26 protein-coding genes and 1 riboswitch are annotated in these 25,757 nt (G+C 55.8%); of the genes, 20 read left to right on the forward strand and 6 right to left on the reverse strand.

Annotated features, from left to right (window positions below):
* The first annotated feature begins 43 nt into the window (after positions 1–43).
* From C1J03_RS25235 to C1J03_RS05040, 3 genes are all read left to right on the forward strand, one after another.
* Positions 44–223 (forward strand): hypothetical protein, encoded by a 180-nt coding sequence (locus C1J03_RS25235; RefSeq protein WP_162798446.1) that lies wholly within the window; start codon positions 44–46, stop codon positions 221–223.
* Positions 224–392: 169 nt separating this feature from the next.
* A complete protein-coding gene (gene fabB, locus C1J03_RS05035) occupies positions 393–1,622 on the forward strand; it encodes a beta-ketoacyl-ACP synthase I (protein ID WP_114884306.1) in 1,230 nt (409 codons plus the stop codon).
* Between the two features lie 11 nt (positions 1,623–1,633).
* Positions 1,634–2,425: an enoyl-ACP reductase FabI gene (locus C1J03_RS05040; RefSeq protein WP_114884308.1), complete on the forward strand. Its 792-nt coding sequence runs from the start codon at positions 1,634–1,636 to the stop codon at positions 2,423–2,425.
* Positions 2,426–2,601: 176 nt separating this feature from the next.
* Here the strand turns inward: C1J03_RS05040 and nagA are convergent, their stop codons facing one another.
* The 4 genes from nagA to C1J03_RS05060 are packed head-to-tail and all read right to left on the reverse strand — an operon-like array spanning position 2,602 to position 6,469.
* Positions 2,602–3,795: an N-acetylglucosamine-6-phosphate deacetylase gene (gene nagA, locus C1J03_RS05045; protein ID WP_114884310.1), complete on the reverse strand. Its 1,194-nt coding sequence runs from the start codon at positions 3,793–3,795 to the stop codon at positions 2,602–2,604.
* Positions 3,792–4,823, reverse strand: a complete 1,032-nt coding sequence (locus C1J03_RS05050) for an SIS domain-containing protein (protein ID WP_114884312.1) — start codon at positions 4,821–4,823, stop codon at positions 3,792–3,794. Before C1J03_RS05050 ends, nagA begins: the two co-directional genes overlap by 4 nt.
* Before the next feature lie 9 nt (positions 4,824–4,832).
* On the reverse strand, positions 4,833–5,591 hold the full coding sequence (locus C1J03_RS05055; protein WP_114884314.1) for a GntR family transcriptional regulator: 759 nt from the start codon (positions 5,589–5,591) through the stop codon (positions 4,833–4,835).
* Positions 5,588–6,469 carry a BadF/BadG/BcrA/BcrD ATPase family protein gene (locus C1J03_RS05060; RefSeq protein WP_114884316.1) on the reverse strand — a complete coding sequence of 294 codons (882 nt, stop codon included), beginning with the start codon at positions 6,467–6,469 and terminating at the stop codon, positions 5,588–5,590. The genes C1J03_RS05055 and C1J03_RS05060 overlap by 4 nt, the downstream gene beginning before the upstream one ends.
* A gap of 142 nt (positions 6,470–6,611) precedes the next feature.
* Here C1J03_RS05060 and C1J03_RS05065 point away from each other — a divergent pair, with 142 nt between their 5' ends.
* The 6 genes from C1J03_RS05065 to C1J03_RS05090 all read left to right on the forward strand — a co-directional run bounded on the left by C1J03_RS05065 (position 6,612) and on the right by C1J03_RS05090 (position 12,710).
* Entirely contained in the window at positions 6,612–7,514 is a 903-nt protein-coding gene (locus C1J03_RS05065; protein ID WP_114884318.1) for an N-acetylmuramic acid 6-phosphate etherase, read from the forward strand.
* A 15-nt stretch (positions 7,515–7,529) separates the two neighbouring features.
* Positions 7,530–8,783 (forward strand): ABC transporter substrate-binding protein, encoded by a 1,254-nt coding sequence (locus C1J03_RS05070; RefSeq protein WP_114884320.1) that lies wholly within the window; start codon positions 7,530–7,532, stop codon positions 8,781–8,783.
* A gap of 130 nt (positions 8,784–8,913) precedes the next feature.
* The gene (locus C1J03_RS05075; RefSeq protein ID WP_114884322.1) at positions 8,914–9,840 is read left to right on the forward strand and encodes a carbohydrate ABC transporter permease; all 927 of its coding nucleotides are present in this window, start codon (positions 8,914–8,916) and stop codon (positions 9,838–9,840) included.
* A 10-nt stretch (positions 9,841–9,850) separates the two neighbouring features.
* Positions 9,851–10,690 (forward strand): carbohydrate ABC transporter permease, encoded by an 840-nt coding sequence (locus tag C1J03_RS05080; protein WP_114884325.1) that lies wholly within the window; start codon positions 9,851–9,853, stop codon positions 10,688–10,690.
* Positions 10,687–11,712: a Gfo/Idh/MocA family protein gene (locus tag C1J03_RS05085; protein ID WP_114884327.1), complete on the forward strand. Its 1,026-nt coding sequence runs from the start codon at positions 10,687–10,689 to the stop codon at positions 11,710–11,712. The genes C1J03_RS05080 and C1J03_RS05085 overlap by 4 nt, the downstream gene beginning before the upstream one ends.
* Positions 11,709–12,710: an ABC transporter ATP-binding protein gene (locus C1J03_RS05090; protein WP_114884329.1), complete on the forward strand. Its 1,002-nt coding sequence runs from the start codon at positions 11,709–11,711 to the stop codon at positions 12,708–12,710. The genes C1J03_RS05085 and C1J03_RS05090 overlap by 4 nt, the downstream gene beginning before the upstream one ends.
* Before the next feature lie 39 nt (positions 12,711–12,749).
* Here C1J03_RS05090 and C1J03_RS05095 read toward each other — a convergent pair whose 3' ends face one another.
* Positions 12,750–13,862, reverse strand: a complete 1,113-nt coding sequence (locus C1J03_RS05095) for a THUMP domain-containing class I SAM-dependent RNA methyltransferase (RefSeq protein WP_114884331.1) — start codon at positions 13,860–13,862, stop codon at positions 12,750–12,752.
* A 120-nt stretch (positions 13,863–13,982) separates the two neighbouring features.
* On the opposite strand from C1J03_RS05095, the gene C1J03_RS05100 reads away from it, so the two are divergent.
* Complete coding sequence (locus C1J03_RS05100; RefSeq protein WP_162798447.1) at positions 13,983–14,279, forward strand: hypothetical protein; 297 nt, start codon at positions 13,983–13,985, stop codon at positions 14,277–14,279.
* Positions 14,280–14,283: 4 nt separating this feature from the next.
* On the opposite strand, the gene C1J03_RS05105 is transcribed toward C1J03_RS05100, so the two are convergent.
* Positions 14,284–15,153, reverse strand: a complete 870-nt coding sequence (locus C1J03_RS05105; RefSeq protein ID WP_114884335.1) for a hypothetical protein — start codon at positions 15,151–15,153, stop codon at positions 14,284–14,286.
* Between the two features lie 113 nt (positions 15,154–15,266).
* Here C1J03_RS05105 and miaB point away from each other — a divergent pair, with 113 nt between their 5' ends.
* The 10 genes from miaB (at position 15,267) to aroA (ending at position 25,755) form a co-directional block, all read left to right on the forward strand.
* Positions 15,267–16,571, forward strand: a complete 1,305-nt coding sequence (miaB, locus tag C1J03_RS05110) for a tRNA (N6-isopentenyl adenosine(37)-C2)-methylthiotransferase MiaB (RefSeq protein WP_114888851.1) — start codon at positions 15,267–15,269, stop codon at positions 16,569–16,571.
* A gap of 259 nt (positions 16,572–16,830) precedes the next feature.
* On the forward strand, positions 16,831–17,340 hold the full coding sequence (locus tag C1J03_RS05115; protein ID WP_441351131.1) for an OmpA family protein: 510 nt from the start codon (positions 16,831–16,833) through the stop codon (positions 17,338–17,340).
* An 11-nt stretch (positions 17,341–17,351) separates the two neighbouring features.
* Complete coding sequence (locus C1J03_RS05120; RefSeq protein WP_114884337.1) at positions 17,352–17,660, forward strand: hypothetical protein; 309 nt, start codon at positions 17,352–17,354, stop codon at positions 17,658–17,660.
* A gap of 127 nt (positions 17,661–17,787) precedes the next feature.
* Positions 17,788–18,801 carry a PhoH family protein gene (locus tag C1J03_RS05125; protein WP_114884339.1) on the forward strand — a complete coding sequence of 338 codons (1,014 nt, stop codon included), beginning with the start codon at positions 17,788–17,790 and terminating at the stop codon, positions 18,799–18,801.
* A gap of 147 nt (positions 18,802–18,948) precedes the next feature.
* Positions 18,949–19,431: an rRNA maturation RNase YbeY gene (gene ybeY, locus C1J03_RS05130; RefSeq protein ID WP_441351132.1), complete on the forward strand. Its 483-nt coding sequence runs from the start codon at positions 18,949–18,951 to the stop codon at positions 19,429–19,431.
* 41 nt (positions 19,432–19,472) lie between these two features.
* On the forward strand, positions 19,473–20,381 hold the full coding sequence (locus C1J03_RS05135) for a hemolysin family protein (protein WP_114884343.1): 909 nt from the start codon (positions 19,473–19,475) through the stop codon (positions 20,379–20,381).
* Positions 20,378–21,868 carry an apolipoprotein N-acyltransferase gene (lnt, locus tag C1J03_RS05140; protein ID WP_114884345.1) on the forward strand — a complete coding sequence of 497 codons (1,491 nt, stop codon included), beginning with the start codon at positions 20,378–20,380 and terminating at the stop codon, positions 21,866–21,868. The genes C1J03_RS05135 and lnt overlap by 4 nt, the downstream gene beginning before the upstream one ends.
* Positions 21,869–21,899: 31 nt before the next feature.
* Positions 21,900–21,950: riboswitch (SAM-SAH riboswitch) on the forward strand.
* A gap of 4 nt (positions 21,951–21,954) precedes the next feature.
* Positions 21,955–23,136 (forward strand): methionine adenosyltransferase, encoded by a 1,182-nt coding sequence (metK, locus tag C1J03_RS05145; protein WP_114884348.1) that lies wholly within the window; start codon positions 21,955–21,957, stop codon positions 23,134–23,136.
* Between the two features lie 485 nt (positions 23,137–23,621).
* Complete coding sequence (gene trmB, locus C1J03_RS05150; RefSeq protein ID WP_174234440.1) at positions 23,622–24,323, forward strand: tRNA (guanine(46)-N(7))-methyltransferase TrmB; 702 nt, start codon at positions 23,622–23,624, stop codon at positions 24,321–24,323.
* A 79-nt stretch (positions 24,324–24,402) separates the two neighbouring features.
* Positions 24,403–25,755: a 3-phosphoshikimate 1-carboxyvinyltransferase gene (aroA, locus tag C1J03_RS05155; RefSeq protein WP_114884352.1), complete on the forward strand. Its 1,353-nt coding sequence runs from the start codon at positions 24,403–24,405 to the stop codon at positions 25,753–25,755.
* Positions 25,756–25,757: the final 2 nt, after the last annotated feature.

The following is a 25,757-nucleotide window of genomic DNA, read 5'->3' on the forward strand; positions in this document are numbered from 1 at the left end:
TCTTAAAGGGTCTTAGAAAATGAAAATCGGCGGAGAGTGCTGAGTGGTACTGGAAAAATTAGCAACCAGCAGTCGGTCCGAAGAGCTTCAGGCGCTTCATTCAATGTTGGAATATGTGGCGCTGCGCATGCGCGAGGTCGGGACTGAGCAATTGGCGCAGTCCATTGAAGCGACCATTGAAGAGATTGGTGCCGAAATTAGAAAATCGAACCGTATTTCGTGACTTCGCGCCAAGGTCTGATCCCCACAGAAATGACCACCGATTGACGCCAACTACGCCTTGCATCATGCCGTTCGACGACAACCGCAGCGTTTCAAAAACCGTTCCTTGGTTGCGCGTCCCTTCCGACCTGTCCTAGTGTCGCTTTGAAAGTTTAAAGGGAGAGCTGTCCATGCGCCGCGTTGTCGTGACAGGATTGGGAATCGTATCGTCCATCGGGAATAACGCCGATGAGGTACTTGCGTCTTTGAAGGCGGGGACCTCGGGCATTGTTGCCTCCCCCGCGATGGAAGAGAATGGCTTTCGCAGCCGCATCGCTGGGACGCTCAAGATTGAACCGTCCGAGCATATCGACAAGCGCACTCTGCGTTTCATGGGGCCGGGTGCCGCCTATGCCCATATCGCGATGGGGCAAGCGATTGCTGACGCGGGCCTCGGGGAAGAGACCATCAGCAACCCGCGTACTGGTCTGATTGCAGGCTCTGGTGGGCCGTCGACCTCCGCGATGCTCGCTGCACATAACGTGGTGCGAGAGACGGGTGCGACAAAGCGGATCGGCCCTTTTGCAGTGCCAAAATGTATGTCCTCGACTGTCAGCGCCAATTTGGCGACGGCTTATAAGATTAAGGGCATCAACTATTCTATTACGTCTGCATGCTCGACTTCGCTGCATTGCATTGGTTCCGCCTCAGAGCAAATTATGCTGGGCAAGCAAGATGTTATGTTCGCAGGTGGCGGCGAAGAGCTCGACTGGACGCTGTCATGTCTCTTTGATGCGATGGGCGCGATGAGTAGCAAATTTAACGACACCCCCGACAAGGCGAGCCGGGCGTTTGACGCCAACCGAGATGGGTTCGTCATCACGGGTGGCGGCGGGATTGTGGTGCTCGAAGAATTGGAGCACGCAGTAGCACGTGGCGCGAAAATATACGCCGAAGTGACAGGTTTTGCCGCGACGTCCGATGGCCATGACATGGTCGCTCCGTCCGGTGAAGGTGGTGCTCGTGCGATGGAACTGGCGCTGGCTACGCTGCCAGAAGGGCGCAAAATCAGCTACATCAATGCGCACGGGACTTCGACCCCGGTGGGCGATGTCGGCGAAATCGAAGCCGTGCGCCGGGTCTTTGGCAAGGGCAGTACGCCGCCAGTCAGTTCGACCAAATCGATGACGGGCCACGGGCAAGGCGCTGCTGGCGCGATGGAAGCGATCTTTTGTCTGCTGATGCTAGAGCATGATTTCATCACTCCCTCGATCAACGTCGAAACGCTGGATCCGGCGCTGGATGCATCCGAAATCGCGACCGTGCGTGTAGACAATGCCGGGCTAGATTCTGTGATGACCAATTCCTTTGGCTTTGGTGGCACCAACGGCTCAATGATCCTGTCGAAATTCAAATCATAAAGGGGCTCGACATGTCGGATATGCTCAAAGGAAAACGCGGGCTCATCATGGGCGTTGCCAACGAACGCTCTATCGCTTGGGGCATTGCTAAGGCGATGGCGGGGGCAGGCGCCGAACTGGCGTTTACCTATCAGGGCGAAGCGTTTGGCAGTCGTCTTGCCCCGCTTGCAGCGAGCATTGGCAGCGACTTTATGGTTGATGTGGACGTGACCGACGATGCATCGCTTGATGCTGCGTTCGAGCAGTTGGGTGCGCGTTGGCCGACAATCGATTTTGTGGTCCATGCGATTGCGTTTTCCGACAAGGCCGAACTTACCGGGCGTTTCTTGAACACGTCGCGCGCGAATTTCAAGCAAACGATGGACATCTCGGCCTATAGCTTCGTTGAGGTCGCGCGCCGTGCGCATCCAATGATGGTTGAGAATGGCGGCACGTTGATCACGCTAACGTATCAAGGCTCCAATCGGGTTGTTCCTAATTACAACGTCATGGGCATTGCCAAAGCTGCCCTTGAGAGTGCGACACGGTACTTGGCAAATGATCTGGGACCTGAGGGCATCCGTGTGAATGCGATTTCACCCGGCCCAATGAAAACGCTAGCTGGTGCGGCAATTGGCGGGGCGCGTAAGACCTACAAGCACACAGATCAGAATGCCCCTCAGCGTGCGAATGCGACTTTGGAAGCGGTGGGCGGCACGGCGGTTTACCTGTGCTCTGACGCCGGGGCCTGCACAACTGGAGAGATCATCCGCGTTGACGGCGGGTTCCACGTACTGGGGATGCCGCAAGCGGAGCATCTATAGCGGTCGCTGTTTCGGGGCGTAGTTGGATAAACTGTTAGGTTGATTTTGCGCGGTTTTCTGGGTGTCGTACTCAGGAATTTTGTTCAGCCTTTTTTGGGTGAGCATGTCGACGTCGAAGACCGTGTAGATGCGAAGCAAAGGCCATTTGTTCAAAGGCCGACAGCTCAACCTTTTTGCTAACGGGCGTTTGCAAAAGAGGCCGTCTGCTCTTTTCCCGCATCACGCACGTCGTCGAGCTGAAGCGAGACCGGATTGGACAGGTCGTCGTACAGATAGATTGCCGTTGGAGACGTATCTGACAGCCCTCCTAAACCGTTGGGTTCGCGCAGCAGCTGGGCCGGTGTGGATGTCGCGCGCGCAACTGCCCGGGTGATGTCCTCGCCGACGGGTCCAACCATGACCGACAATGCGCCCGGCATTTCCAAATCAGCCCCCGCAAGTGTGCCATCAGCCAGCGTAAGGCGGCGATCTTTTCGGAACACGTCGCGGCCATTTAGTGAAAACCCGTCGATCTTTGAACCAACCGTCGCCATTGCATCGGTCACCAAAAATATCTTTTCGGGGCAAAGCTTTGCCGCCAGAGCAATGCGGATCATGTTCGGATGGACGTGAATGCCGTCGGCAATCATGCCCGCATAAATATCCTCGCGCGCCAAGGTCGCGCCGACCAATCCCGGCTCTCGATTGCCCATTTGGCTCATGGCGTTGAACAGGTGTGTTACACATCGCGCACCGGCATCGAATGCTGCCATACAGGTGTCAAAATCAGCATCAGTGTGTCCAAGTGAGACGGCAATGCCCGCATCAGCCATCGACCTAATTTGAGCGTTCGTCACGTTTTCGGGGGCCACGGTAACCATCACATTTGGCAGGCGATCCGCCGCTTTCAGCAGCACTTCAAGGTCCGTATTCTCCATCGGCCGTACCAGCTTGGGATCATGTGCGCCTTTGCGGGCAACTGAGAGGTGGGGGCCTTCTAGGTGGATGCCGACAATGCCGCTCACCTGTTCAGAAATTGCGCGTTCTACGGCATCAATTGCTGAGCGTGTGCGCTCTGGTGTGTCCGTGATTAGGGTAGGCAGGAGGGCAACCGTTCCCGTGGTCGCATGGGCTTGGGCAATCGTGCGCAACGCATCCACAGACTGGTCATCGTTAAACATAACCCCACCGCCGCCATTAACCTGAAGATCGACAAAACCCGGTGTGATCAGCCCGCCTTGCAAGGCTTCGGTCAAGCAAGCTGACGGCAATTCATCGCGTGGAACGATGCTTAGGTTACCATCCCGATTGACGACAAGCGCATGATTTTCATGAAGCTGTTGACCATCATGTATCCGCGCTCCGACAAAGGCTTTGACCATTTCTGTCATACGGTTTCAGTCACTTTCTTGAGGTGCCGAGGCGCGTCGGGGTTTATGCCACGCGACGCTGCAATCCGTTCCACCATCGCGTAAAAACTGGCGATCAGAGTGATAGGATCGGTCAGCGCGTGACCGGTCCGCGTTACTTGCAAAGACGACGCTTGCTGCGCCTTGTCGCTGGTTACAAATACCGTGGCCCCTTTTTCGGCCAATTGATCCGCAACTCCGGCAAGCGCTTCTTCAGCGGCGTCCTTCGCGGCAAGGGCGATTACTGGAAATCCGCCGTCCACGATAGAAACAGGCCCGTGCAGCACTTCGGCAGAAGAATAGGATTCAGCGTGAATTTGGCAGGTCTCCTTGAATTTCAACGCAGCTTCGTTTGAAATTGCATAGGCTGGTCCACGACCAAGGCAGAATATTGAATTACGGCCTCCCAAAGCGGCGCGTGCTTCTGGCCAATCGGTGTGGACGGCTTTTTCCAACTTGCCTGGTAAGTCGCTAATCGCCTTGAGCAGCGCTTCATCTTCTCCCCATTCCGCCAACAGCCAAATCCCTGCGACGGTCGAATTTACAAATGTCTTGGTCGCAGCCACGCTCAGTTCGGGGCCGGCATGCAAATCCAGTGTGTAATCAGAAACCTGCGCCAGAGGGCTGCTTGGATTGTTTGTCATCGCAATTGACAGCGCGCCGCCCTCGCGGGCCATCCGTGCCATTTCTACAATGTCAGGGCTTTTGCCGGACTGCGACACAGACAAACAAACGCTGCCATCAAGGTTTAGTTTGCGATTGTAAATCGACGCGATAGATGGCCCGATGGATGCGATCGGAGTGCCCATAAGCAGTTCAGAGGCGTATTTGAGGTATGTCGCCACATGATCAGACGAACCCCGCGCCACGCTCACCATATAATTTGGTGCACGCGCCCGGATCGCATCGGCGGCGCGGCGGATGTCATCGCCGCCATTTCCAAGCAACCGGTCCACGGCCGCAGGAATTTCCAGCACTTCGCGGCGCATTTGAGTTTGAGAGGCTGTCATCTGGTCGTCCTATTCTTTGGCAAGGCGAAGCTCGGCTACGAAATTGTAGGCGTCTCCGCGATAGATCGATTGTGTGAATTCAACGACGCGACCGTCAGACAGGTAAGACGTGCGTTCGATCCGAAGCCCCGCCATGCCCGGCGCGACACTCAAAAGAGTAGCGTTGTCTTCTTCGAGGTTAATTGCTGAAATCTTTTGCAAGGCGCGTACGGGTCTTAGCCCCGCCTGCTCAAGCACGTCATACAGCGATGTTTCAACCAAAAGCGGATTTGGCAGCATTTCGGTCGACAATGAAGCGCGTTCAATGGCCAAAGGTTTGTCATCAGCCATTCTGAGGCGTGCAATCCGCGACACCGAAGCGTCAGGCGAGAGGGCGAGGGCCAACACTTCGTCTGGAGAGGGCATAAACACGCCCCGCTCAAGCCAAACACTCGACGAGATCATGCCCCGGCGCGACATATCTTCGGTAAAGGAAGTCAGCCGAGACAATGATTGTTCGATCTGCGGGGTGTCAGATGCCACAAACGAACCAGATCCTTGCTTTTGAACAATGATGCCATCCTTGGCGAGCGCTTGAATGGCTTTGCGGACCGTGACGCGTGACAAATCAGTGATTGTCGCGATTTCCCGTTCGGGGGGCAGCGAACTGCCTGCTTTTAGAAAACCCTGATCGACGCCTTCACTAAGCCGCCGGCGCAGTTGCATGTAACGCGGGCCGCCGTCGGGTTGCAGCCAGTTATTTGGCGTTAAGAATTCTACAATGTTCATCGTAAAGCCCCCAAAGACTTGGCGAGCTGAAAGGCTCCGTCCAATGCATTGCCACATGAGTTTATGCGCGCGCCGAGGGATTCTGGCGGCAGATAGGCCGCGTAATGCGGTCCCAAACCGCCGCTCAGACAGAGGGTATCGCCGGTCTTAAACCCTAGCGCTCTGAGGCTTCCGACAAGATGTTCTGCGCCTTGGGTCATGATCGACACCCCCCAAGGGTCGCCTGCGCGTGCGCCCGTTACGATGTCGGGTGCAAACGTGCCGTAATCACCCGGTTTTGCCGAGACACTGAAGGTTGATATTGCATTGGCATCGTCGTCAAATTTGGCAAATAATTCGTGGGTCAAATCGGTATGTTCGACGACCCCATCTTTGCACAACAACACCCGTTCTAACGCTGCGCGACCCAGCCATGCCCCGGATGCTTGATCCGCAACATGAAACCCCCAACCGCCAACATATTGAAATGTGCCGGCAGTACTTGCCGCTGCAATTGTTCCTGTGCCTACCGACAAAAGAAACCCGTCTTGACCCCCCAATGCGCCTGTAACCGCGGTTGAACGATCATCGGTCACAACTGTGGTTTCAAATGGCATGTCCGATGCAACGCGGGCGCTGTCGTGTGAAGTCATAACCCCAGCAAGACCTAGATGTGCCTTTGCTTTGTGTAGCGTATCCCTTGGAATGCCGGCCTTTTCGGCGGCCGCATACACCGTCTCCAGAATATTCTCGATCGCTAGTTCTGTGTCTGAGGCAACATTTGCGCGGCCCCCATCAGCCTGTGCAAGTACGCCATCAGACAACGTCCCAACAGCGGCCCGGCACCCCGTGCCACCACCATCAACGCCAATAAATAGAGTTTGCGCAGAATCAAGCATACAATACCTTTATAATACCTATTGTGGAAAAGATAGGCTATTTTGAATGAATTGGCCTTGTTTTTGTATGACGACAACAGCTTTTCAAAAAATGATAGACAAAAGGTATCTTAAAGGTATTAAATTAGGCAGGGAGATTCGAATGCTGCTGCCAACCACCGAAACACTGCCCAAGGACATCGCTATTGATGGGCTCCGTTCGCTTGAGGCTGCGCGCTTTATGCTGGATGCGCAGCAGGTGGCATTGGCGGCTGTGCGCAAATCTGCACCTGCGATTATCCAAGGTGCCGATGTTATGGCTGCCGCAATCAACGCCGGCAATTCGATCATATATGGAGCTGCGGGCAGTTCGGGCCTGATGGCGCTTGCGGATGCATGCGAGCTGCCTGGCACGTTTGGCATTCCGGCAGGCCTCATACAAATACATATGGCAGGGGGTGTTCCCGCAGACGGCCGCATGCCCGGCAATACCGAAGATGATACTGCTGCGGCCGAAGATGTTGCGCGGACCGTAATGTCCGGCGATGCGATCATCGTGCTAAGCGCCAGCGGTACAACGCCCTATGCTTTGCAGCTTGCGGCTTCGGCAAAGAAGAAGGGCGCAACAATCATCGGGTTGGCGAACAACCCGGGAACTGCGCTGCTTGATTTGGCGGATGTTCCGATCTGTCTTGAGACGCCGCCTGAGGTCATTGCCGGATCCACCCGTTTGGGCGCAGGGACTGCGCAAAAATCTGCGCTGAACTTGATGTCTTCACTGATGGGGATCAAGCTGGGCCATGTCTATCAGGGACGGATGGTAAATGTCGTCGCGGACAACGCAAAGCTTGTAAAACGCGCCGTCGGTATCGTTGCGCAAGTTGCTGAAGTTTCAGAAACAACCGCCGAGGCGGCCCTTAGCCATGCCAAGGGAGATGTGAAATCAGCAATCCTTGTGGCTCTGGGCAGCTCAGCCCCCGCAGCGCAGGCGCTTTTGGCCGAACATAACGGCCATCTTGGCCCCTGCATTCAAACAATCAAATCAGACCAAAATATCAACGTATAAAAAAGGGAGAAGACAATGAAGATATCAACATTTACAGGGGTCATGCTGGCCACGACCATGATCGCGGGAACAGCGACAGCCCAAGACGTGACGCTTACGATCGAAAGCTGGCGCAATGACGATCTGGCCATTTGGCAAGACAAAATCATCCCAGCGTTCGAAGCCGAACACCCCGGTATCAAGCTTAATTTCACGCCTTCTGCTCCTGCGGAGTATAACGCGGTCCTTAACTCAAAGCTTGACGCAGGTTCCGCCGGTGACATCATCACATGTCGCCCATTTGATGCGTCGCTAGCACTCTTTGAAGCGGGCCATCTGGCTGACATCAGCAAAATTGAAGGCATGGCAGGGTTCTCGCCCGTGTCAAAATCAGGCTGGAGCACCGATGACGCTTCGGTTCAATTCTGTGTCCCAATGGCCTCTGTGATCCACGGCTTTATCTATAATAAAGACGCGTTTGCCGAAGTCGGTGTGGAAGAGCCAACAACCGAGGCAGAGTTCTTTGCCGCTTTGGACAAGATCAAAGAAGACGGTACATATATCCCAATGGCGATGGGCACCAATGACCAGTGGGAAGCCGCCACAATGGGCTACAACAACATTGGCCCGAACTACTGGAAAGGCGAAGAAGGCCGTCTTGCACTCCTTGCTGGTGACCAGAAATTGACAGATGAAGAATGGGTTGCGCCGTATCGTCAGTTGGCGAAATGGGGCGAATATCTGGGTGACGGATTTGAGGCGCAAACCTATCCAGACAGCCAAAACATCTTCACCTTGGGGCGCGCTGCGGTTTACCCAACAGGGTCATGGGAAATCTCTGGCTTTAATGGTCTTGCTGACTTCGAGATGGGTGCCTTCTATCCGCCAGTCCAGAATGCAGGCGACACATGCTATATCTCAGATCACACTGATATCGGTATTGGCATGAATGCGGCGACACCAAATCCAGAGGCTGCAACCACGTTCCTGAACTGGGTTGGATCATCAGAATTCGCTACGATTTTTGCGAATGCACTGCCGGGCTTCTTCCCGCTGTCTTCTGCCCCTGTGACGCTTGAAGATCCATTGGCACAGGAGTTCATCTCTTGGCGCAGTGAATGTGAAAGCTCAATCCGGTCAACTTACCAGATCCTTTCACGCGGCACGCCTAACCTTGAGAACGACACATGGAACGCGTCCGTGGCCGTGATCAAAGGCGAAGAAACACCTGAAGATGCGGGCAAGCGCCTGCAAGCGGGTCTGGCCAGCTGGTACGAGCCTCAGCAGTAATCGCTTCTTAACGACATCGCGCGCCGTCAGCCCTGTGCTCTCGGCGCGCGCCACTACACAACCCGCAGCATTGCAGCCCCTATGTCGCTGAGCCTCAGCTCTGCGCCTTCTCAAATGGCAAGGTTTCCCCATGGCAGACCAGCATACAAAACCCAAATTTAGATGGCACATCGTCGTTTTTCTGACACCCGCCGTGTTGGTTTATACCGCCGTGATGATCTACCCGCTGTTCAACACGCTACGCTTGTCTTTGTTCACTGAAATCGACCAAGAGCGCGTTTATGTGGGCCTACAGAATTTCTACACTTTGTTTGGTCAAAGCGTTTGGTCAGATCAATTTTGGAACGCTCTGGGCAATAACCTCTGGTTCTTTGTCATCCATATGCTGGTGCAAAACCCCATTGGCATTGCCCTTGCTGCGATCCTAAGCCAGCCGAAACTGCGCTTTGCTGGGTTTTACCGATCCGCCATTTTCATTCCTACGATCTTGTCCTTTGTGATTGTTGGGTTCGCGTGGAAACTTATTTTGTCGCCCATCTGGGGCATCGCGCCGGGCATGCTGGACGCGGTTGGTCTCAAATCGCTCTATGCGCCGTGGCTGGGCAAAGAGGCCTATGCGTTAACAACGTTATCGCTGGTCTCGGTTTGGCAGTTTGTCGGCATTCCAATGATGTTGATTTATGCGGCGCTGTTGTCGATCCCTGACGAAATTCTTGAGGCCGCTGAGGTTGAGGGCATTACTGGCTTTTCCGCCTTCTGGAAAATCAAACTACCCCTAATTTTGCCCTCCATTGGGATCATATCAATCCTGACGTTTGTTGCGAATTTCAACGCGTTCGACTTGATTTATGCCGCCCAAGGCGCGCTGGCAGGGCCCGACTATTCAACCGACATTTTGGGCACCTTCATGTACCGGACTTTCTTTGGCTTCCAATTACAGTTGGGCGATCCGCATATGGGGTCCGCCATTGCATCGGGCATGTTTGCCATCATCCTGATTGGCGTGTGTCTGTATCTGTTCGGTATCCAGACGCGCATGCGCCGCTACCAGTTTTGAGGAGAATGACATGAACGGTGCACGTCAAAATCGCCTCAATACAGCCGCCGCACATGGCGCGCTGATCCTTTACACGTTGATTGCAATGTTCCCGGTTTTTGTGATCGTGATCAACAGTTTCAAAACCCGCAAAGCTATTTTTCGCGAACCACTGTCATTGCCCAATGCCGATAGCTTTTCACTCATCGGATATGAGACGGTTCTGAAACAAGGCGACTTCTTCCTCTATTTTCAGAACTCCATGACCGTCACGGTTGTGTCGCTTTTCTTAATCTTGCTGTTCGGATCCATGGCGGCGTTTGCCCTCGCGGAATACTGTTTCAAAGGCAACCTAATCATGGGCCTCTATCTGGCCTTGGGCATCATGATCCCGATCCGTATCGGCACGGTCGCGATTTTGGAGTTGATGGTACAAACCGGACTGGTGAACACGCTATGGGCGCTCATCTTGGTTTACACGGCGCAGGGCCTTCCATTGGCGGTGTTCATCCTAAGCGAATTTATGCGTCAAGTTAGCGATGACCTAAAAAACGCGGGCCGGATCGATGGGCTTTCTGAATACCGCATCTTCTTTCAACTTGTCCTACCTTTGGTGCGGCCTGCCATGGCGACGGTCGCGGTGTTTAACATGATCCCGATTTGGAACGATCTTTGGTTCCCGCTCATCTTGGCCCCCGCAGAAGAGGTGAAAACCCTGACGCTCGGCAGTCAGGTGTTCATCGGTCAATTCGTAACAGATTGGAACGCCGTGCTATCAGCTCTGTCCTTGGCGATCCTGCCGGTCATGGCGCTTTATGTCATCTTCTCGCGGCAACTCATTCGTGGCCTCACATCGGGAGCAGTCAAATGAGAGTTATTGTTGCAGGCCTTGGCAATATGGGTCGCAGCCATGCGCTGGCCTATCACGCACACCCCAAAGCCGAGATCGTGGGTTTGGTGAACCGCTCTGATGTTGCCTTGCCTCAGGAGCTTGATGCTTACCCGCGCTTTCGCAGCTTTGAAGAAGGTTTGGCGCAAAAACCAGATTTGGTTTGTATCGCGACCTATTCTGACAGCCATGCCGATTACGCCGTCGCAGCAATGGAGGCAGGGGCAGATGTGTTTATCGAAAAGCCGCTGGCGACAACATTAGCAGACGCGCAACGAGTTGTTGAAACAGCAAAGCGGCTGGGGCGAAAGCTGGTGATTGGCTACATCTTGCGCCACCACCCAAGTTGGCAACGGCTGATCGCTGAGGCGCGAGACTTAGGCGGGCCTTATGTGTTTCGGATGAACCTAAACCAGCAATCAGACGGGCCGACATGGGAGACGCATAAAGCATTGATGCAGACAACGTCGCCCATCGTGGATTGTGGTGTGCATTACGTCGATGTCATGTGCCAAATCACCGACGCCAAAGCGGTGCGTGTTAGCGGCATGGGGCTACGTTTGTCCGACGAAATTGCGCCCGACATGTACAATTATGGCCAACTGCAGGTCTGGTTTGAAGACGGGTCAATCGGTTGGTACGAAGCGGGCTGGGGCCCAATGATGTCCGAAACTGCGTTTTTCGTTAAAGACGTCGTGTCACCCCGTGGATCGGTGTCGATCACAGATGGCAACAAAAGCGCGTCTGATGATGTCGATGGCCACACCAAGGTTGGCGGATTGCTGGTTCACCGTCCAAGCGGGGACACGTTGATCGACCTGCCTCAGGAACCCGGCCACCAGGAACTGTGCGATGCAGAACAAGCGTTTATGATCGATGCGATCTTAACTGATTTAGACCTGAACCGGCACATGGATGATGCTGTGCAATCATTGGCGATTTGTCTGGCCGCGGATGAAAGTATCCGCACCGGCCGCCCCATAGACCTAGGAGTTGCCAAATGACGGCCCTAACGCTGAGCAATATTTCCAAGTCCTTTGGGGCCGTAGAGGTCTTGAAAGACATCAACTTAACCGTCGAGGAAGGCGAATTTGTTGTGTTTGTTGGGCCCTCTGGTTGCGGCAAATCAACGTTGCTGCGGGTGATTGCAGGCCTTGAGGATGCCTCCGATGGCACCGTCGATATTGGTGGGGATATTGTGAACCACATTCCGCCTGCCAAACGCGGCATCGCGATGGTTTTCCAATCCTACGCGCTTTATCCGCATCTCAGCGTGCGCGATAATATGGCGCTGGGGCTAAAGCAAGAAAAGCAGCCCAAGACAGTTATTAATGAGCGCGTAGACAAGGCTATTCAGATGCTCGACCTAGGTGCGTATGCTGATCGTCGTCCATCCGATTTATCGGGGGGGCAACGGCAGCGGGTGGCCATCGGGCGCGCCATTGTGCGGGAACCGAAACTGTTCTTGTTCGATGAACCTTTGTCCAATTTGGATGCGGCATTGCGAATGAACACCCGCATCGAGATCGCGGAGCTGCACCGCACGCTTAGTGCGTCCATGGTTTATGTGACCCACGATCAGACCGAGGCCATGACACTTGCCGATAAAATCGTTGTTTTGCGGGACGGGCGTGTTGAGCAGGTTGGCAGTCCAATGGAGCTGTATAACAATCCGGCCAACCAGTTTGTCGCAGGTTTTCTGGGTTCACCCGCCATGAATTTCCTAAAGAAAGCCCCGGTGGACTTGCCCGAGAATGGAACATTGGGCATTCGCCCAGAGCATCTTAAGCTTGTCAAAGGGGGGCGGATCAAAGGCACTGTGACCCATGTTGAGCGGCTGGGAGGCGACACAAACTTGCTGGTAACGACCGACCAGCAAGAAACCCTGACGGTGCGCCTTTTTGGCCAAGACAGCACCGCCGTTGGTGCGGCCATTGAGCTTGATTTTGAGGATGCAGCAGCCTTTGCGTTTGACCAGGAAAACCAACGCATCGCCATTTGATGGGCTGACCAACCTTTTTTGCAAATCAACGCTACGCCGTTACCGCAAAACCCCGGTCTCCCAGAACCACACTTTCATGCCGCCATGGGCAATGGGCGGGCCTTGTGGTTTCCAGGGCAGGCCGGTGGCTTTGGCCAAAGACGGCTCTGACGTAACCAGCCCGACTCGCCAGCCCTTAAAACGGCTGAGCAGCGTTTGGCCAAGGTTGCCATAAAGCGGGTAAAGTAGTTTTTTATTGCCGATACGCGCGCCGTAAGGAGGGTTCACCATCACGAGGCCGGGGGGGCCTTCTGGTGGGGTCAGTTCTCCGGCGCTTTGGCAAGTGAAGTCGGTCAGGTGGGCGACGTTTGCGCGTGTCGCGTTGGCGATGCTCATGCGGATAGCACCAGCATCGCGGTCCGATCCAGTAAAGCGCAGGTCGCAGGGACGAGGCGTTTGGACTTTCATCGCTTCCCACTTAACCGGGTCAAAGCTCGCCAAATCCTCAAACGCAAAGCGCCGGGTGCGACCGGGGTAGAGGCCCGTGGCAATTTCTGCGGCTTCGATAATGAAAGTGCCGGAGCCACACATCGGATCCACAACCGGTTCGCTCCCGGTAAAGCCTGCCTGCTGCAACAACATCGCCGCGAGCGTTTCGCGCAAAGGAGCCTTGCCGACAGCTTCTTTGTGGCCACGTTTGTGCAGGCTTTCGCCAGAGGTATCGAGGCTGAGTGTCACAACGTTGTCGTCAATGCGCACCTTCAGCACCATTTCAGCTTCGGGCGTGATGGTCGCGCCAAAGTTCTCGCGCAAGGCCGTCTCAATGCGCTGACTGGCGGCCCCGGCATGGTAGATTTTGGATGCTTTGCACGTCACTTGTACCCGCAGCGGCACATCCGCACGCAGCACATCTCCCCAAGGGAACTTGCGCGAGCGTTTGTCGAGTTGGGCCAAATGGAAGGCCATAAAACTGCCAATACGGGCAAGCACACGTGTTGCTCCACGCAAAACCAGATTGGCGCGCCAGACGTCGGGCCAACCGCCTTGGATCGTCACTCCGCCGGGTCCTGCTGTTGCGGTGTCGAACCCGCGGCGAAGGGCTTCGTCGCATAACAGTTGCTCAAAGCCGGGAGAGGCGACCAGAAAAATCTCGAAAGTCTGTGGGGTATCCATTGCGTTTCATAGAACGCAGTTGCCGGTCTTTCGAGCGGTATTTCCCGAAATTTGAACTCTGTGCCGAGATTTCCGCAGTATTGCCCTGTTTTGGCCCGGATCAGCAGGTGAAGTCGGCGCATGAGTTTTTCTGAGACATATAAAGAGCAACGAACGCTTGCGCGCATGGGCCGCGCACGTTTTGCGCGGATTTTGGGACGTTCCATTGGGATTGTGCTGGTGCTGGGGTTCATGGTGACGATGCGCACCCAGCCTGAATTCCGTGCTTTGGTGCTGGATAATGCCATCAACTTGACCGCCCGTGTCATGGGATTGACGATCCCAACGGAAGAAGTCGCCCGAGTTGCGGCAAGTAGTTTGCCGCAAAGCCGGACCAAGATTAACCGCCCGGTCGTAGAAGCGCCGCCGCAATACTAAGCGCCTAGAACCATTGTCCTGATTCCATCAAACCTAAATCCAGCAGCTGGCGCGAATGCCATTCAAAGGGTGCCGAATTGTGCCATTTGAAGGTTTCGATATCGTATTTACTGCCGGGATTACGCTTGAGGGCCTTGGCCGTGCGGAATGAGCAAATCGTTGCGGTGATATTGTGATGCCAAGGGCAGGCAAATGTGTTGTATTCTTCTTCGGAAAAGGTGTGATCCGCGCTTATGGTCAGTCCGGGCTTGGCTTTGAACAAAGCAATCCGGTCGATTTTGCGCCGGGTCGGAGGGACGTGTTCTTCGTAGCGCCAGCGCAGGCCCCCAAAGAAATCAAGCTGGCGTTCTTTGGGATGATTGTGGTTCGCGATGTCTGGGCGGGCCAACGCGTAATAGCCTGAACGGTCCAAATGCGCGTTTTCCAGAGACACAGCGTCGGGATATTGCGCCAGATCATCAGCATATAAATCGACCGTATAACTCAACATTGAATCGCGACGTTCTTCGATGTGAAAGCCCAAAAGTTCGATGACCGACCGCGTCTCGCAGAATGGAAAGAACAGGTATTCCGCGTTAAAACAGTAGTAAAACCATTGCCCGGGGGCGGCGGCGATCAAGCGGTTGATGGCCTTTTCCATCGCGCCGTCTGCGGACATGTTATAGTCGATACGCTGCACCGTTTCTTCGAGATCGCGGGCCAATGTAAAGCTGGACGGCATCAGCGCGAGCACCTGCGCAAAGCCACATTGGATGTGGTGGCGCAAGGTTGTGTCAACTTCGACCTCGTCCTCCACCAGCACAATTGCGATGGGGCCATCTGCGAGGGTCGCCGACCCTTGGGCAATAAAACTGTCCAGTCCAGTGTGGTGCATCGGTTCCTGCATCTGCTAAGTTTTGCGCAGAATCGGTTAATTCGGCGTGCATTGCAAGACGCGCGCGCCCCTGATACGCGCAAGCATACCCCCAAATGTACGAAGGCCACGCCATGACGACTCCAAAAAAGCTGTTTATCAAGACCTATGGCTGTCAAATGAACGTCTATGACAGCGAGCGAATGGCCGAGGAATTGGGCACGCAGGGCTATGTGGCGACAGGCCGAGCCGAAGACGCTGACATGATTTTGCTGAACACCTGCCACATCCGGGAACGGGCAGCTGAAAAAGTGTACTCCGAGCTGGGCCGGATGAAGCCTCTTAAGGATTTGAATCCAAACCTGAAGATCGGTGTTGCGGGCTGTGTGGCCCAGGCCGAGGGCGAAGAGATCATACGCCGCCAGCCTGCCGTTGATTTGGTTGTCGGGCCCCAATCCTACCACCGTCTGGCCGAAATGGAGGCCCGTACGCGCACTGGTCAAACCGCGCTGGATACTGACTTTCCCGAAGAGGACAAGTTTGAGCACCTCAAGGCGCGCCCCAAAGCCAAGCGGGCACCGGCCGCGTTTTTGACCGTTCAAGAAGGCTGCGACAAGTTCTGTGCGTTTTGCGTTGTGCCGTATACACGCGGTTCAGAAGTATCGCGCCCTGCGGAACGGGTGCTGCAAGAAACCCAGGATCTGGTGGAGCGCGGCGTGCGCGAGGTTACGCTTTTGGGCCAAAACGTTAACGCCTATCACGGCGGCATGACGCTGGCCGAACTCATTCGCGCGCTGGACAAGATCGACGGGCTGGAGCGCATTCGCTATACAACCAGCCACCCCAACGACATGGATGATGACCTGATCGCAGCCCACGCCGACACGCCCAAGCTGATGCCTTATCTGCATTTGCCCGTCCAATCTGGCAGTGACCGCATTCTGAAGCGCATGAACCGCAGCCACACGGCTGAAAGCTATCTCAAGTTGATTGAACGCATCCGCAAAGTGCGCCCCGATATCATGATGTCGGGTGATTTCATCGTAGGTTTCCCGGAAGAGACCGAAGAGGATTTCCAAGCGACCCTCGATCTGGTTGAGGCGGTGAATTATAGCTATGCGTACAGCTTCAAATACTCGACACGTCCCGGGACACCTGCAGCGGAGCGGCCTCAGATTGATCCTGCCGAGGCGGACGAGAGGCTGCAACGTTTGCAAGCCTTGATCACCCGCCAGCAACGCGCCATTCAAGAAAGCATGGTTGGCCGAGAGCTTTCGGTGCTGGTGGAAAAGGCGGGGCGCAAATCGGGTCAAATGCTGGGTAAATCAGAGTATCTTCATGCGGTGCATATCGACGGTTCAGGACACGCAATTGGCGATATCGCGCGTGTTAGAATCGTCGCAGCGATGACCAATTCCTTAACGGCAGTGCCACTCTAAGAGGCAGCAGAACACACGCTTTGCGCGGGAAGTCGCTTGAATAGGGCCGCTCAGGTAGTAAGCGCGACGCATATAGCCACTATATGTGCCACAAACGCCTTCCCTAAAGGGCAAGTATTTCCTAACCTGCGTCTGTGCGGGGTGCCTTAGTTGATCAAGGTCGTTCTGCGGGGGAACAGGACAGGAAAAAACTGTGGCACACACATGTTTCAAAGCGGCGCGCGCAATTGCTGGGGTCAGTCTCGCTATTGTAGTGGCGATCGGGGCAACGGGCGTAGACGCGCAGACCAAGTCGCAAAGCGGCCGCGATAAGGGCCAGTATATACCAACGATCTGGGTTGATCCCGATGGGTGCGAACACTGGGTGATGGATGATGGTGCTGAAGGTTTCATGACGCCGCATACCAACCGCCAAGGCATTCCAGTTTGCCGGCGGGGCAATGTTTGTGGTGTGATGCAAAGCGATCAGTTTTTTGCGACTGACAGCGCTCGAATTTCAGCCTCAGGCCAGAACAGTTTGCGCTCGTTCTTCAAATCTTCTGGCGCGGTGTCCTACATCATTACCGGCCACACCGACAGCAGCGCCTCTGACGCGTATAACATGCGCCTGTCGCTGAACCGGGCCAATTCAGTGGCTCGGGTTGCCCAACAGTCTGGTGCGCGGATCGCAGATGTGCGCGGCTACGGCGAACGCCAGCCCGCCGCCTCCAATAAGACTGCAGCGGGAAAAGCCAAAAACCGTCGCGTCGAAATCCTCTGTATTCGTTGAAGGACAGGCATATGAAACTCGTAAAAATTACGCTGATCGTCGGCCTGACCACTTTGGTGGCAGCTTGCGAAGGCCGTCAGGGTCCTGACAAATCCGTCGACCGAGGTTTTGATTCCAAACATTTGAGCCAACTTGAGGCCGGTATTTGGGTCGATCCCAATGGCTGCGATCACTGGATCATTGATGACGGGGTCGAAGGTTATCTTTCAGCGCGCCTCGACAAACATGGCAAGCCCGTCTGCTCTGGCATCGCCGCACCCACCCAGACGGTTGGTGATTTCAAGGGCGGCGGAACAGGCCTCATTGGCGACGAGATCTGAATTTGACGTTCCATAAAAATGACAAAAGGGTCGAAGCGTGAAGCGCTTTGGCCCTTTTTGTTTAATCCCCACTGGTCCCGGCATCAGACTGGGGTTATCTCATGGTTGACCCTTAAAGGAGCTGCCCTTGTCACCCAACGACCCAATTGCCCCTGTGACTGACACGCCTGCGGAGCGTGTGCTTGAGTTTTCTGACAACCGTTTGCTGATCGACCTATGTGGTCCCTATGATCAGTATCTGGCGGCAGTGGAAAAGGCGCTTGAGATTCAGATCGTGCGGCGCGGCAATCTCCTTTCTTTGCACGGTGATGCGAGTGCTACCGAACAAGCGTCGGTTATCCTCAACGCGCTTTATGCGCGTCTTGAGGGAGGACGCGGGGTGGAGCCCGCGGACGTAGATAGCCTTCTGCGCATGGGCAACAGTGCGGCAGGGACAGGTGTGCGTGCCGGCGATCAGATCGAGATGCCCATCAGCACCGGAATTGAAATTCAAACTCGCAAGAAACGGGTTGAGCCGCGCTCGGCCGCGCAGAAAGCTTATGTGCAATCGCTTTTTGACAATGAGCTTGTCTTTGGGATTGGACCTGCCGGGACCGGCAAGACTTATTTGGCTGTTGCGGTGGGGGTGTCGATGTTCATCTCTGGCAAGGTCGACAAAATCATCCTAAGCCGCCCCGCAGTTGAGGCCGGCGAACGCCTCGGTTTTCTGCCCGGTGCGATGGAAGACAAAGTCGATCCTTATATGCAGCCGCTCTATGACGCGTTGAATGACTTTCTGCCGGGCAAACAGCTGGCGAAATTGCGTGAGGAAAAGACGATCGAGATCGCGCCGCTGGCTTTCATGCGAGGTCGCACGCTGGCCAACGCGTTTGTTGTGCTGGATGAGGCGCAGAATGCTACGACGATGCAGATGAAGATGTTCCTGACCCGTCTGGGCAAAGGATCGCGCATGGTGGTGACGGGCGACCGTACTCAGATCGACTTGCCGCGCGGTGTGCCATCAGGGCTTGCTGATGCGGAGCGCTTGTTGAAGGCAATTCCAAAGATCAGCTTCAACTACTTCACCTCAAAAGACGTCGTGCGCCATCCCTTGGTTGCTGAAATCATTGAGGCCTATGAGGCCGAAGCAGAGCACCGTTAATCGCGAAACTCTGCTTTTCGCCGGCTCAGCAATGGCGCGCATTCCTGAGCTTGTTGTCACAGCTTAACTATTGCACAAGCCGCGGACGACAACATCGAGCCGTTGGGAATATTAGGAGACGTTAAAAGCGTGCAGATTGAGCTGAGCGTGCAGGACCACAACTGGAACAAACTCGGTGTCGCAGCCCTCGTAGAAGAGGCGTGCGCGGCAACTCTTGCCCATCAGGGGCTTGATTCCGATCTGGTTGAAATTGGCATCCTTGCATGTGATGACGCAAAAATAGCGGTTCTCAATGCTGACTTTCGCGGCAAAGCGACCCCGACAAATGTGTTGAGTTGGCCGTCAGAGGAGCGTGGAGCGCAGGTTCCGGGAGGCATGCCGAAGGCCCCCGGATTGGGTTTCGACGGGATGATTGAGCTTGGTGATATCGCGATTAGTTTTGATACGTGCGACGCTGAGGCACGCGCGGCAGGCAAACCTTTGCGCGATCATGCGACACACTTGATTGTGCATGGTTTGATGCATCTGTTGGGATATGATCACATATCTGATCCAGATGCAGCATTGATGGAGCGTTTGGAGGCCGAAATACTTGGCAAACTGGGTCTTAATGACCCATATAGAGAATAGTTCGCGGGCCCGCCCCGCACCCAACACAAAGACAGGACCCAATGGGCGACACAGACGGACCTTCTGCTGCGGCGCAAAGCGCGCAAGCAGACACGACCCCCGATATAGATGATACAGACGCCGACGGCTCGGGCCGCTCAGGCGGATTTTTTAGCCGGGTGATCGAGGCGCTTAGCCCCACAGACAGCAAAGACGCCGATGCGGCACCCATAAGCGCGGGGGATCGTGCGGTCACTCACGGCATGATCAACCTGCGCCGTATGCGGGTCGATGACGTGGCGATCCCCAAAGCGGATATCATGGCTGTGCCCGTCACAAGCTCACTTGAAGAACTAGTGAAGGTGTTTAAAGAAACGGGGCTAACGCGGTTGCCAGTCTATGATGGCACACTCGATACGCCGGTTGGGCTGGCGCATTTGAAGGATCTAGCACTTAACCACGGCTTTAATGGCGAAACCCAAGATTTCGATTTGCGCACCATGCTGCGCCCCCTAGTCTTTGTGCCGCCCAGTATGACCATCGGTGTTTTGCTAACCAAGATGCAGGCCGAGCGGCGGCATATGGCGCTGGTGATCGATGAGTATGGCGGCGTGGACGGGTTGGTCACAATCGAGGACCTGATCGAACAAGTTATCGGCCAGATCGAAGACGAACACGATGTCGACGAAGGGGTTTATTGGACGCTTGAGAAAACGGGCAGCTATCTGGCTTTGGCGAAGACACCGCTTGATGACTTCGAGGCCGAGATTGGCCGGTCGTTGACCAAACATGCTGACGTTGATGAAGAAGAAATCGACACATTAGGCGGGCTTGTCATTATGTTGTCAGGCCGGGTGCCAGCGCGCGGCGAGGTTGTGCAGCATCCTGATGGGCCAGAATTTGAAGTAATCGACGCAGATCCGCGCCGCATCAAGCGGCTTCGTGTTCGTGTTGACGGTGCTGCGATATGATCAGGCCGGCACGTCGGCGGTTGCTGGCGGGTTTTGTGCTGGGGGCGCTGGCGGCTTTAGGGCAGGCCCCCTTCGACATTCCGATCTTGATGCTGGTGGCATTGGTGGTTGCGATCCGGTGGGGGCGGTCGATCCGGGTGCCCCGGCGGGCGGCTGCCTATGGCTGGGTCTTTGGTTTCGGCTATTTCAGCGTGGCACTGCATTGGATCGTTTCACCATTTCTCATTGATGTGGCCCGGCACGGCTGGATGGCCCCTTTTGCGTTGGTATTCTTGGCGGCAGGAATGGCGCTGTTTTGGGGCGCCGCCTTCTGGGGCGCGCGGCTTATGTCACGGCGACAGTGGCCGCTGATATTGTGTTTACCCGCAGCTGAGTTGGTTCGCGCGTATATCTTTACCGGATTTCCCTGGGCCAATTTTGCGCAGGCCATGGTGGATGTGAAGGCCGGGCAGGGGCTGGCTTTGGTGGGGCCTTACGCGATGACCCTTTGGCTGGTGGCGACTGCGGTGATCTTGTCTTTGCGCGCGACAGGCCGTCCTGCATTATTGGCCGGCCAGGTGGCGCTGGCCCTGTCGAGTATTGCGCTCTTGGTCTTGCCGCCGCGAATTGAGCCCGCACCGCTGACGGATCAAGTTGTGCGCCTTATCCAACCCAACTCGGCACAGCGCGAAAAGTGGGACCCCGAAAAACTCGAAATGTTCTACCGCCGCCAGATTGCGTATACGGCAGCCCCTCCAACCGGAGAGATGCCAGAGCCGTCTCTGGTGATTTGGCCCGAGACCGCAATTCCGTGGCCGCTGGATTTGGCGCAGAATGTGGTGGAGGAGATCAGTTTTTCTGCAGCTGGCCGGTCTGTAATTTTGGGCGTGCAACGCCGTACGCAGACCCGGTTTTTCAATTCGCTGGTGTTGCTTGGCCCTCAGGGCGAAATTGCCCAAACCTACGACAAACACCACCTCGTGCCCTTTGGTGAATATATGCCGCTGGGTGAGCTGGCGGCTAAGTTTGGAATTCATGGGTTGGCGGCCCAAGAAGGCAACGGTTATTCCGCCGGGCCGGGCGCTGTGGTGATTGAGGTGCCGGGGATCGGCCCGGTGTTGCCGCTCATCTGTTATGAGGCGGTCTTTGCCCATGATGTGAATGCTGCACCGACGCGCCCCAATCTTATTGTGCAGGTTACGAATGATGCGTGGTTTGGCCGTGCGGCAGGCCCCGAGCAGCATCTGGCGCAGGCACGGATGCGGGCGATTGAACAAGGTGTGCCGCTTGCACGCAGCGCCAACACCGGCATCTCTGCCATGGTCGACCCTTGGGGGCGCGTGACCCATTCGCTCGCTCTAAACACGGCAGGTTATGTCGATGCTGTGCTACCAAAACCGCGCAGCGCGACGCTTTATAGCCGTTGGGGAGACATGCCACTAGCGGTTCTGTTGCTTCTTGGCCTGCTGGTCGGCGGCACTTTAGCGCGGCGCAGGGATTCTGATTGACCCTTTAAGGTTACATGGCTAAGCCCTGCGGAGCTTGCCACAACGGCTTCCTGACGTGGCGATACATCTTAGTACTGGAGCACGATATGTCCCGCAAGAATTATACCTTCACCTCGGAATCCGTATCCGAGGGCCATCCTGACAAGGTTTGTGACCGGATCAGTGACGCCGTCCTTGATGCTTTTCTAGCTGAAGAACCCGAAGCGCGGGTTGCCGCTGAAACCTTTGCCACGACCAACCGTGTCGTGATCGGTGGCGAAGTTGGCCTGTCGGATAAGGACAAGCTGAGCCAATATATGGGCAAGATTGAAGATATCGCGCGCGCCTGTATCAAAGACATCGGGTACGAGCAGGACAAATTCCATCACGCGACCTGCGAAATTACCAACCTGCTGCATGAGCAATCCGCTCATATTGCCCAGGGTGTTGATGCTTCAGGCAGCAAAGATGAAGGCGCTGGTGATCAGGGTATCATGTTTGGTTTCGCCACTACAGAAACGCCAGAGCTGATGCCTGCGCCGGTTCATTATGCCCACGCTATTCTGCGCCGCTTGGCCGAGGTGCGCAAAGACGGCACCGAGCCGACGCTGCGCCCAGACGCAAAAAGCCAACTTTCGGTGCGTTATGAAGACGGCAAGCCCGTTGGTGTGTCGTCTATCGTGCTCTCGACGCAGCACTCCGATAGTGCTCAGACCAGTGCTGACATTCGCGCCATCGTTGAGCCGTATATTCTTGAAGTCCTTCCAAAAGGTTGGGTCACCAATGAAACCGAATGGTGGGTGAACCCGACTGGAACTTTTGTCATCGGCGGCCCTGATGGCGACGCGGGCCTGACAGGGCGCAAGATCATCGTCGACACTTACGGTGGTGCAGCGCCGCATGGTGGCGGTGCCTTTTCCGGTAAAGACCCGACCAAGGTCGACCGCTCAGCAGCCTATGTAGCCCGGTATTTGGCAAAGAACGTTGTGGCTTCGGGCATGGCCAGCAAATGCACGATCCAACTTTCTTATGCGATTGGCGTCAGCAAGCCGCTGTCGATCTACTGTGACACTTTCGGCACCTCGGACGTTCCGGATGCAGTAATTGAAGAGGCGATTGGCAAGACCATGGACCTCACGCCGCGCGGCATTCGTGAGCATTTGCAACTGAACCGTCCGATATATGAGCGTACGGCAGCGTATGGCCACTTTGGCCGCGCACCTGAAGCGGATGGCGGGTTTAGCTGGGAAAAGACTGATCTGGTCGATGCGCTAAAGGCTGCTGTCTAAGCTGGCTTATTACTTCTGATTTTATTGAAAAGAGTTGTGGCGAAAGCTGCGCCTCTTTTCTGTCTGAGACTGGAGTATTCTAATGTTTGGTGGGCTCGTAGGGCGACAGCACAGCCCTGCGGTGTGGTTGCGGGGGTGTTTGGGTCTTTCATGAAGACCTGATCATTGCCTCCAAATATTCTAATTCAACGAGAAAATCCCTTTTTCGCATACTGGAGCGCCCGATGTGACCGCGCTTTTCCGCTCTTCATTTTAAAACTCTAATCCCGAGCAGAATCGGGCAAGCCGGCGCCTGTCAAAACGCTGGCCTTCCACCATCAATATACGGGCCGCCGGCATCTGGGGCTGCTTTGAAAGTGCTGCGGGCCAAATCAGGGGTCCTGGAAGCCTCAACGCTAGGGTTAGGCCCTACGATAGGGCGTCGCAGGTAAAACCGAAATGAACGGCGTTGCAGTAGGCCAATGCGCAGGGTAAAGGGCCGGGCTATGTCACATCCCCAACGTCCCCGCCGAAATTTCTATGGTCGCCTCAAGGGCAAGAGCCTCAAGCCGTCGCAAAAGGGCTATATTGCAGAGGATCTCGATGCTTTGTCACCGGGACCCGTGGACTGGGAGGCGAACCCGACACGGACACCATTGGACCTAGACGGTCTTTTTGGCGGGCGGCCCACGTGGCTGGAAATCGGCTTTGGGGGCGGCGAACATATGGTGCATCAAGCCGGGCTAAACCCGGATGTGGGCATCATCGGCTGCGAGCCATACCTTAATGGTGTGGCCATGCTACTAGGCAAGATCAGGCGGGCAGGGGTCAACAACGTTGCGGTGCATCCCGGTGATGTGCGCGACATTTTTGATGTGTTGCCTGCGGCTTCGATTGACCGAGCGTTTCTGCTCTATCCCGATCCCTGGCCAAAGGCGCGTCACCACCGTCGCCGCTTTGTGACGCCTGAGCATTTGGAGCCTTTGCACCGCGTACTACGCCCCGGTGCCATTTTTCGCGTAGCGACGGACATTGAAGATTACGTGCGCCAGACGCTCGAAGAGGTGCCGCGGCAGGGGTTTGAATGGCTTGCAGAAGGGCCAGACGACTGGCGCAAGCCATGGGATGATTGGATATCGACCCGGTACGAGCAAAAAGCCCTGCGCGAGGGGCGCGTGCCACATTATTTGACGTTCCGGCGCATCTGATACGCGCACTGCTGCGGCTGCCATGGACGGGCGCAGGAGGCTGGGCTAAGACGTGGCAACATTTTGAGAGGTACCTGACATGTCCAGCCACGGCGCACCCATCCCCATGACTTCGCGGGCCTGCGGTCCCCTTAAAGGTGAAGCGCAGGTGCCCGGCGACAAGTCGATCTCGCACCGCAGCCTGATCTTGGGCGCGATGTGCATCGGAGAGACAACAATTACTGGGTTACTCGAAGGGCAAGACGTGCTGGATACGGCGCGCGCGATGCGTGCGTTTGGGGCTGAGGTCACCGATCACGGCGGCGGGCGTTGGTCTGTTATCGGTGTTGGTGTTGGCGGTTTCGCAGAGCCTGATGGCGTCATTGATTGCGGGAATTCTGGTACGGGCGTCCGGTTGATCATGGGCGCAATGGCGACCTCGCCGATTGCTGCGACCTTTTCTGGGGACGCAAGTCTGAATGGCAGGCCTATGGCGCGGGTGACGGACCCGTTGGCGTTGTTTGGTACGCAGGCTGTTGGCCGGACTGGTGGGCGTTTGCCAATGACGGTTGTTGGTGCCGCTGATCCGGTGCCGGTTCGGTATACGGTCCCGGTGCCTTCGGCGCAGGTGAAGTCAGCGGTCTTGTTGGCTGGGCTCAATGCCCCCGGCCAGACCGTGGTCATCGAAGCAGAAGCGACACGAGATCATACGGAGCGGATGCTGGCGGGATTTGGTGCTGAAATTTCCGTTGTTGAGACGGCTGAAGGGCGTGAAATCAAGCTAACGGGCCAACCTGAGTTGCAAGCACAGCATATTGACGTCCCGCGAGATCCTTCGTCAGCGGCTTTTCCGGTTTGCGCGGCTTTGATCGTGCCCGGGTCAGATGTGTTGGTCCCAGGGATCGGGTTGAATCCAACGCGGGCTGGGCTGTTTACCACGCTGCGTGAGATGGGCGCGGATCTTACTTATGAAAATGAACGCGAAGAGGGCGGCGAACCTGTTGCCGATCTGCGGGCGCGGTTCTCACCCGACATGAAAGGCATCGAGGTGCCGCCCGCTCGCGCGGCGAGCATGATTGATGAGTATCCTGTGCTATCCGTTGTCGCGGCTTTTGCCGCGGGGCAAACGGTGATGCGCGGCGTCAAAGAGCTGCGTGTGAAGGAAAGCGATCGGATTGATGCAATGGCCACAGGCCTTCGCGCCAATGGCATCACGGTCGAGGATGGCCCAGATTGGTGGACGGTCACAGGCGCTGTGCACGGGAACGTGGCAGGCGGCGCTGTCTGTGCAAGCCACCTTGATCACCGAATTGCGATGTCGTTTCTGATCCTTGGAATGGCCGCCAATGCGCCCGTAAGCGTGGATGACGGCGGCCCGATCGCCACGTCCTTCCCGATATTTGAACCATTGATGGCCAAGCTTGGAGCGCAGGTTTCGCGCGACACGGCATGAGT

Source organism: Sulfitobacter sp. SK012 (assembly GCF_003352085.1).
Taxonomy (GTDB): domain Bacteria; phylum Pseudomonadota; class Alphaproteobacteria; order Rhodobacterales; family Rhodobacteraceae; genus Sulfitobacter.

Bases quoted from the DNA above. Each gene is read 5' to 3' on its own strand.
- fabB (WP_114884306.1), top strand. From the start codon at position 393: ATGCGCCGCGTTGTCGTGACAGGATTGGGAATCGTATCGTCCATCGGG.
- C1J03_RS05040 (WP_114884308.1), top strand. From the start codon at position 1,634: ATGTCGGATATGCTCAAAGGAAAACGCGGGCTCATCATGGGCGTTGCC.
- nagA (WP_114884310.1), bottom strand. From the start codon at position 3,795: ATGACAGAAATGGTCAAAGCCTTTGTCGGAGCGCGGATACATGATGGT.
- C1J03_RS05050 (WP_114884312.1), bottom strand. From the start codon at position 4,823: ATGACAGCCTCTCAAACTCAAATGCGCCGCGAAGTGCTGGAAATTCCT.
- C1J03_RS05055 (WP_114884314.1), bottom strand. From the start codon at position 5,591: ATGAACATTGTAGAATTCTTAACGCCAAATAACTGGCTGCAACCCGAC.
- C1J03_RS05060 (WP_114884316.1), bottom strand. From the start codon at position 6,469: ATGCTTGATTCTGCGCAAACTCTATTTATTGGCGTTGATGGTGGTGGC.
- C1J03_RS05065 (WP_114884318.1), top strand. From the start codon at position 6,612: ATGCTGCTGCCAACCACCGAAACACTGCCCAAGGACATCGCTATTGAT.
- C1J03_RS05070 (WP_114884320.1), top strand. From the start codon at position 7,530: ATGAAGATATCAACATTTACAGGGGTCATGCTGGCCACGACCATGATC.
- C1J03_RS05075 (WP_114884322.1), top strand. From the start codon at position 8,914: ATGGCAGACCAGCATACAAAACCCAAATTTAGATGGCACATCGTCGTT.
- C1J03_RS05080 (WP_114884325.1), top strand. From the start codon at position 9,851: ATGAACGGTGCACGTCAAAATCGCCTCAATACAGCCGCCGCACATGGC.
- C1J03_RS05085 (WP_114884327.1), top strand. From the start codon at position 10,687: ATGAGAGTTATTGTTGCAGGCCTTGGCAATATGGGTCGCAGCCATGCG.
- C1J03_RS05090 (WP_114884329.1), top strand. From the start codon at position 11,709: ATGACGGCCCTAACGCTGAGCAATATTTCCAAGTCCTTTGGGGCCGTA.
- C1J03_RS05095 (WP_114884331.1), bottom strand. From the start codon at position 13,862: ATGGATACCCCACAGACTTTCGAGATTTTTCTGGTCGCCTCTCCCGGC.
- C1J03_RS05100 (WP_162798447.1), top strand. From the start codon at position 13,983: ATGAGTTTTTCTGAGACATATAAAGAGCAACGAACGCTTGCGCGCATG.
- C1J03_RS05105 (WP_114884335.1), bottom strand. From the start codon at position 15,153: ATGCACCACACTGGACTGGACAGTTTTATTGCCCAAGGGTCGGCGACC.
- miaB (WP_114888851.1), top strand. From the start codon at position 15,267: ATGACGACTCCAAAAAAGCTGTTTATCAAGACCTATGGCTGTCAAATG.
- C1J03_RS05120 (WP_114884337.1), top strand. From the start codon at position 17,352: ATGAAACTCGTAAAAATTACGCTGATCGTCGGCCTGACCACTTTGGTG.
- C1J03_RS05135 (WP_114884343.1), top strand. From the start codon at position 19,473: ATGGGCGACACAGACGGACCTTCTGCTGCGGCGCAAAGCGCGCAAGCA.
- lnt (WP_114884345.1), top strand. From the start codon at position 20,378: ATGATCAGGCCGGCACGTCGGCGGTTGCTGGCGGGTTTTGTGCTGGGG.
- metK (WP_114884348.1), top strand. From the start codon at position 21,955: ATGTCCCGCAAGAATTATACCTTCACCTCGGAATCCGTATCCGAGGGC.
- trmB (WP_174234440.1), top strand. From the start codon at position 23,622: ATGTCACATCCCCAACGTCCCCGCCGAAATTTCTATGGTCGCCTCAAG.
- aroA (WP_114884352.1), top strand. From the start codon at position 24,403: ATGTCCAGCCACGGCGCACCCATCCCCATGACTTCGCGGGCCTGCGGT.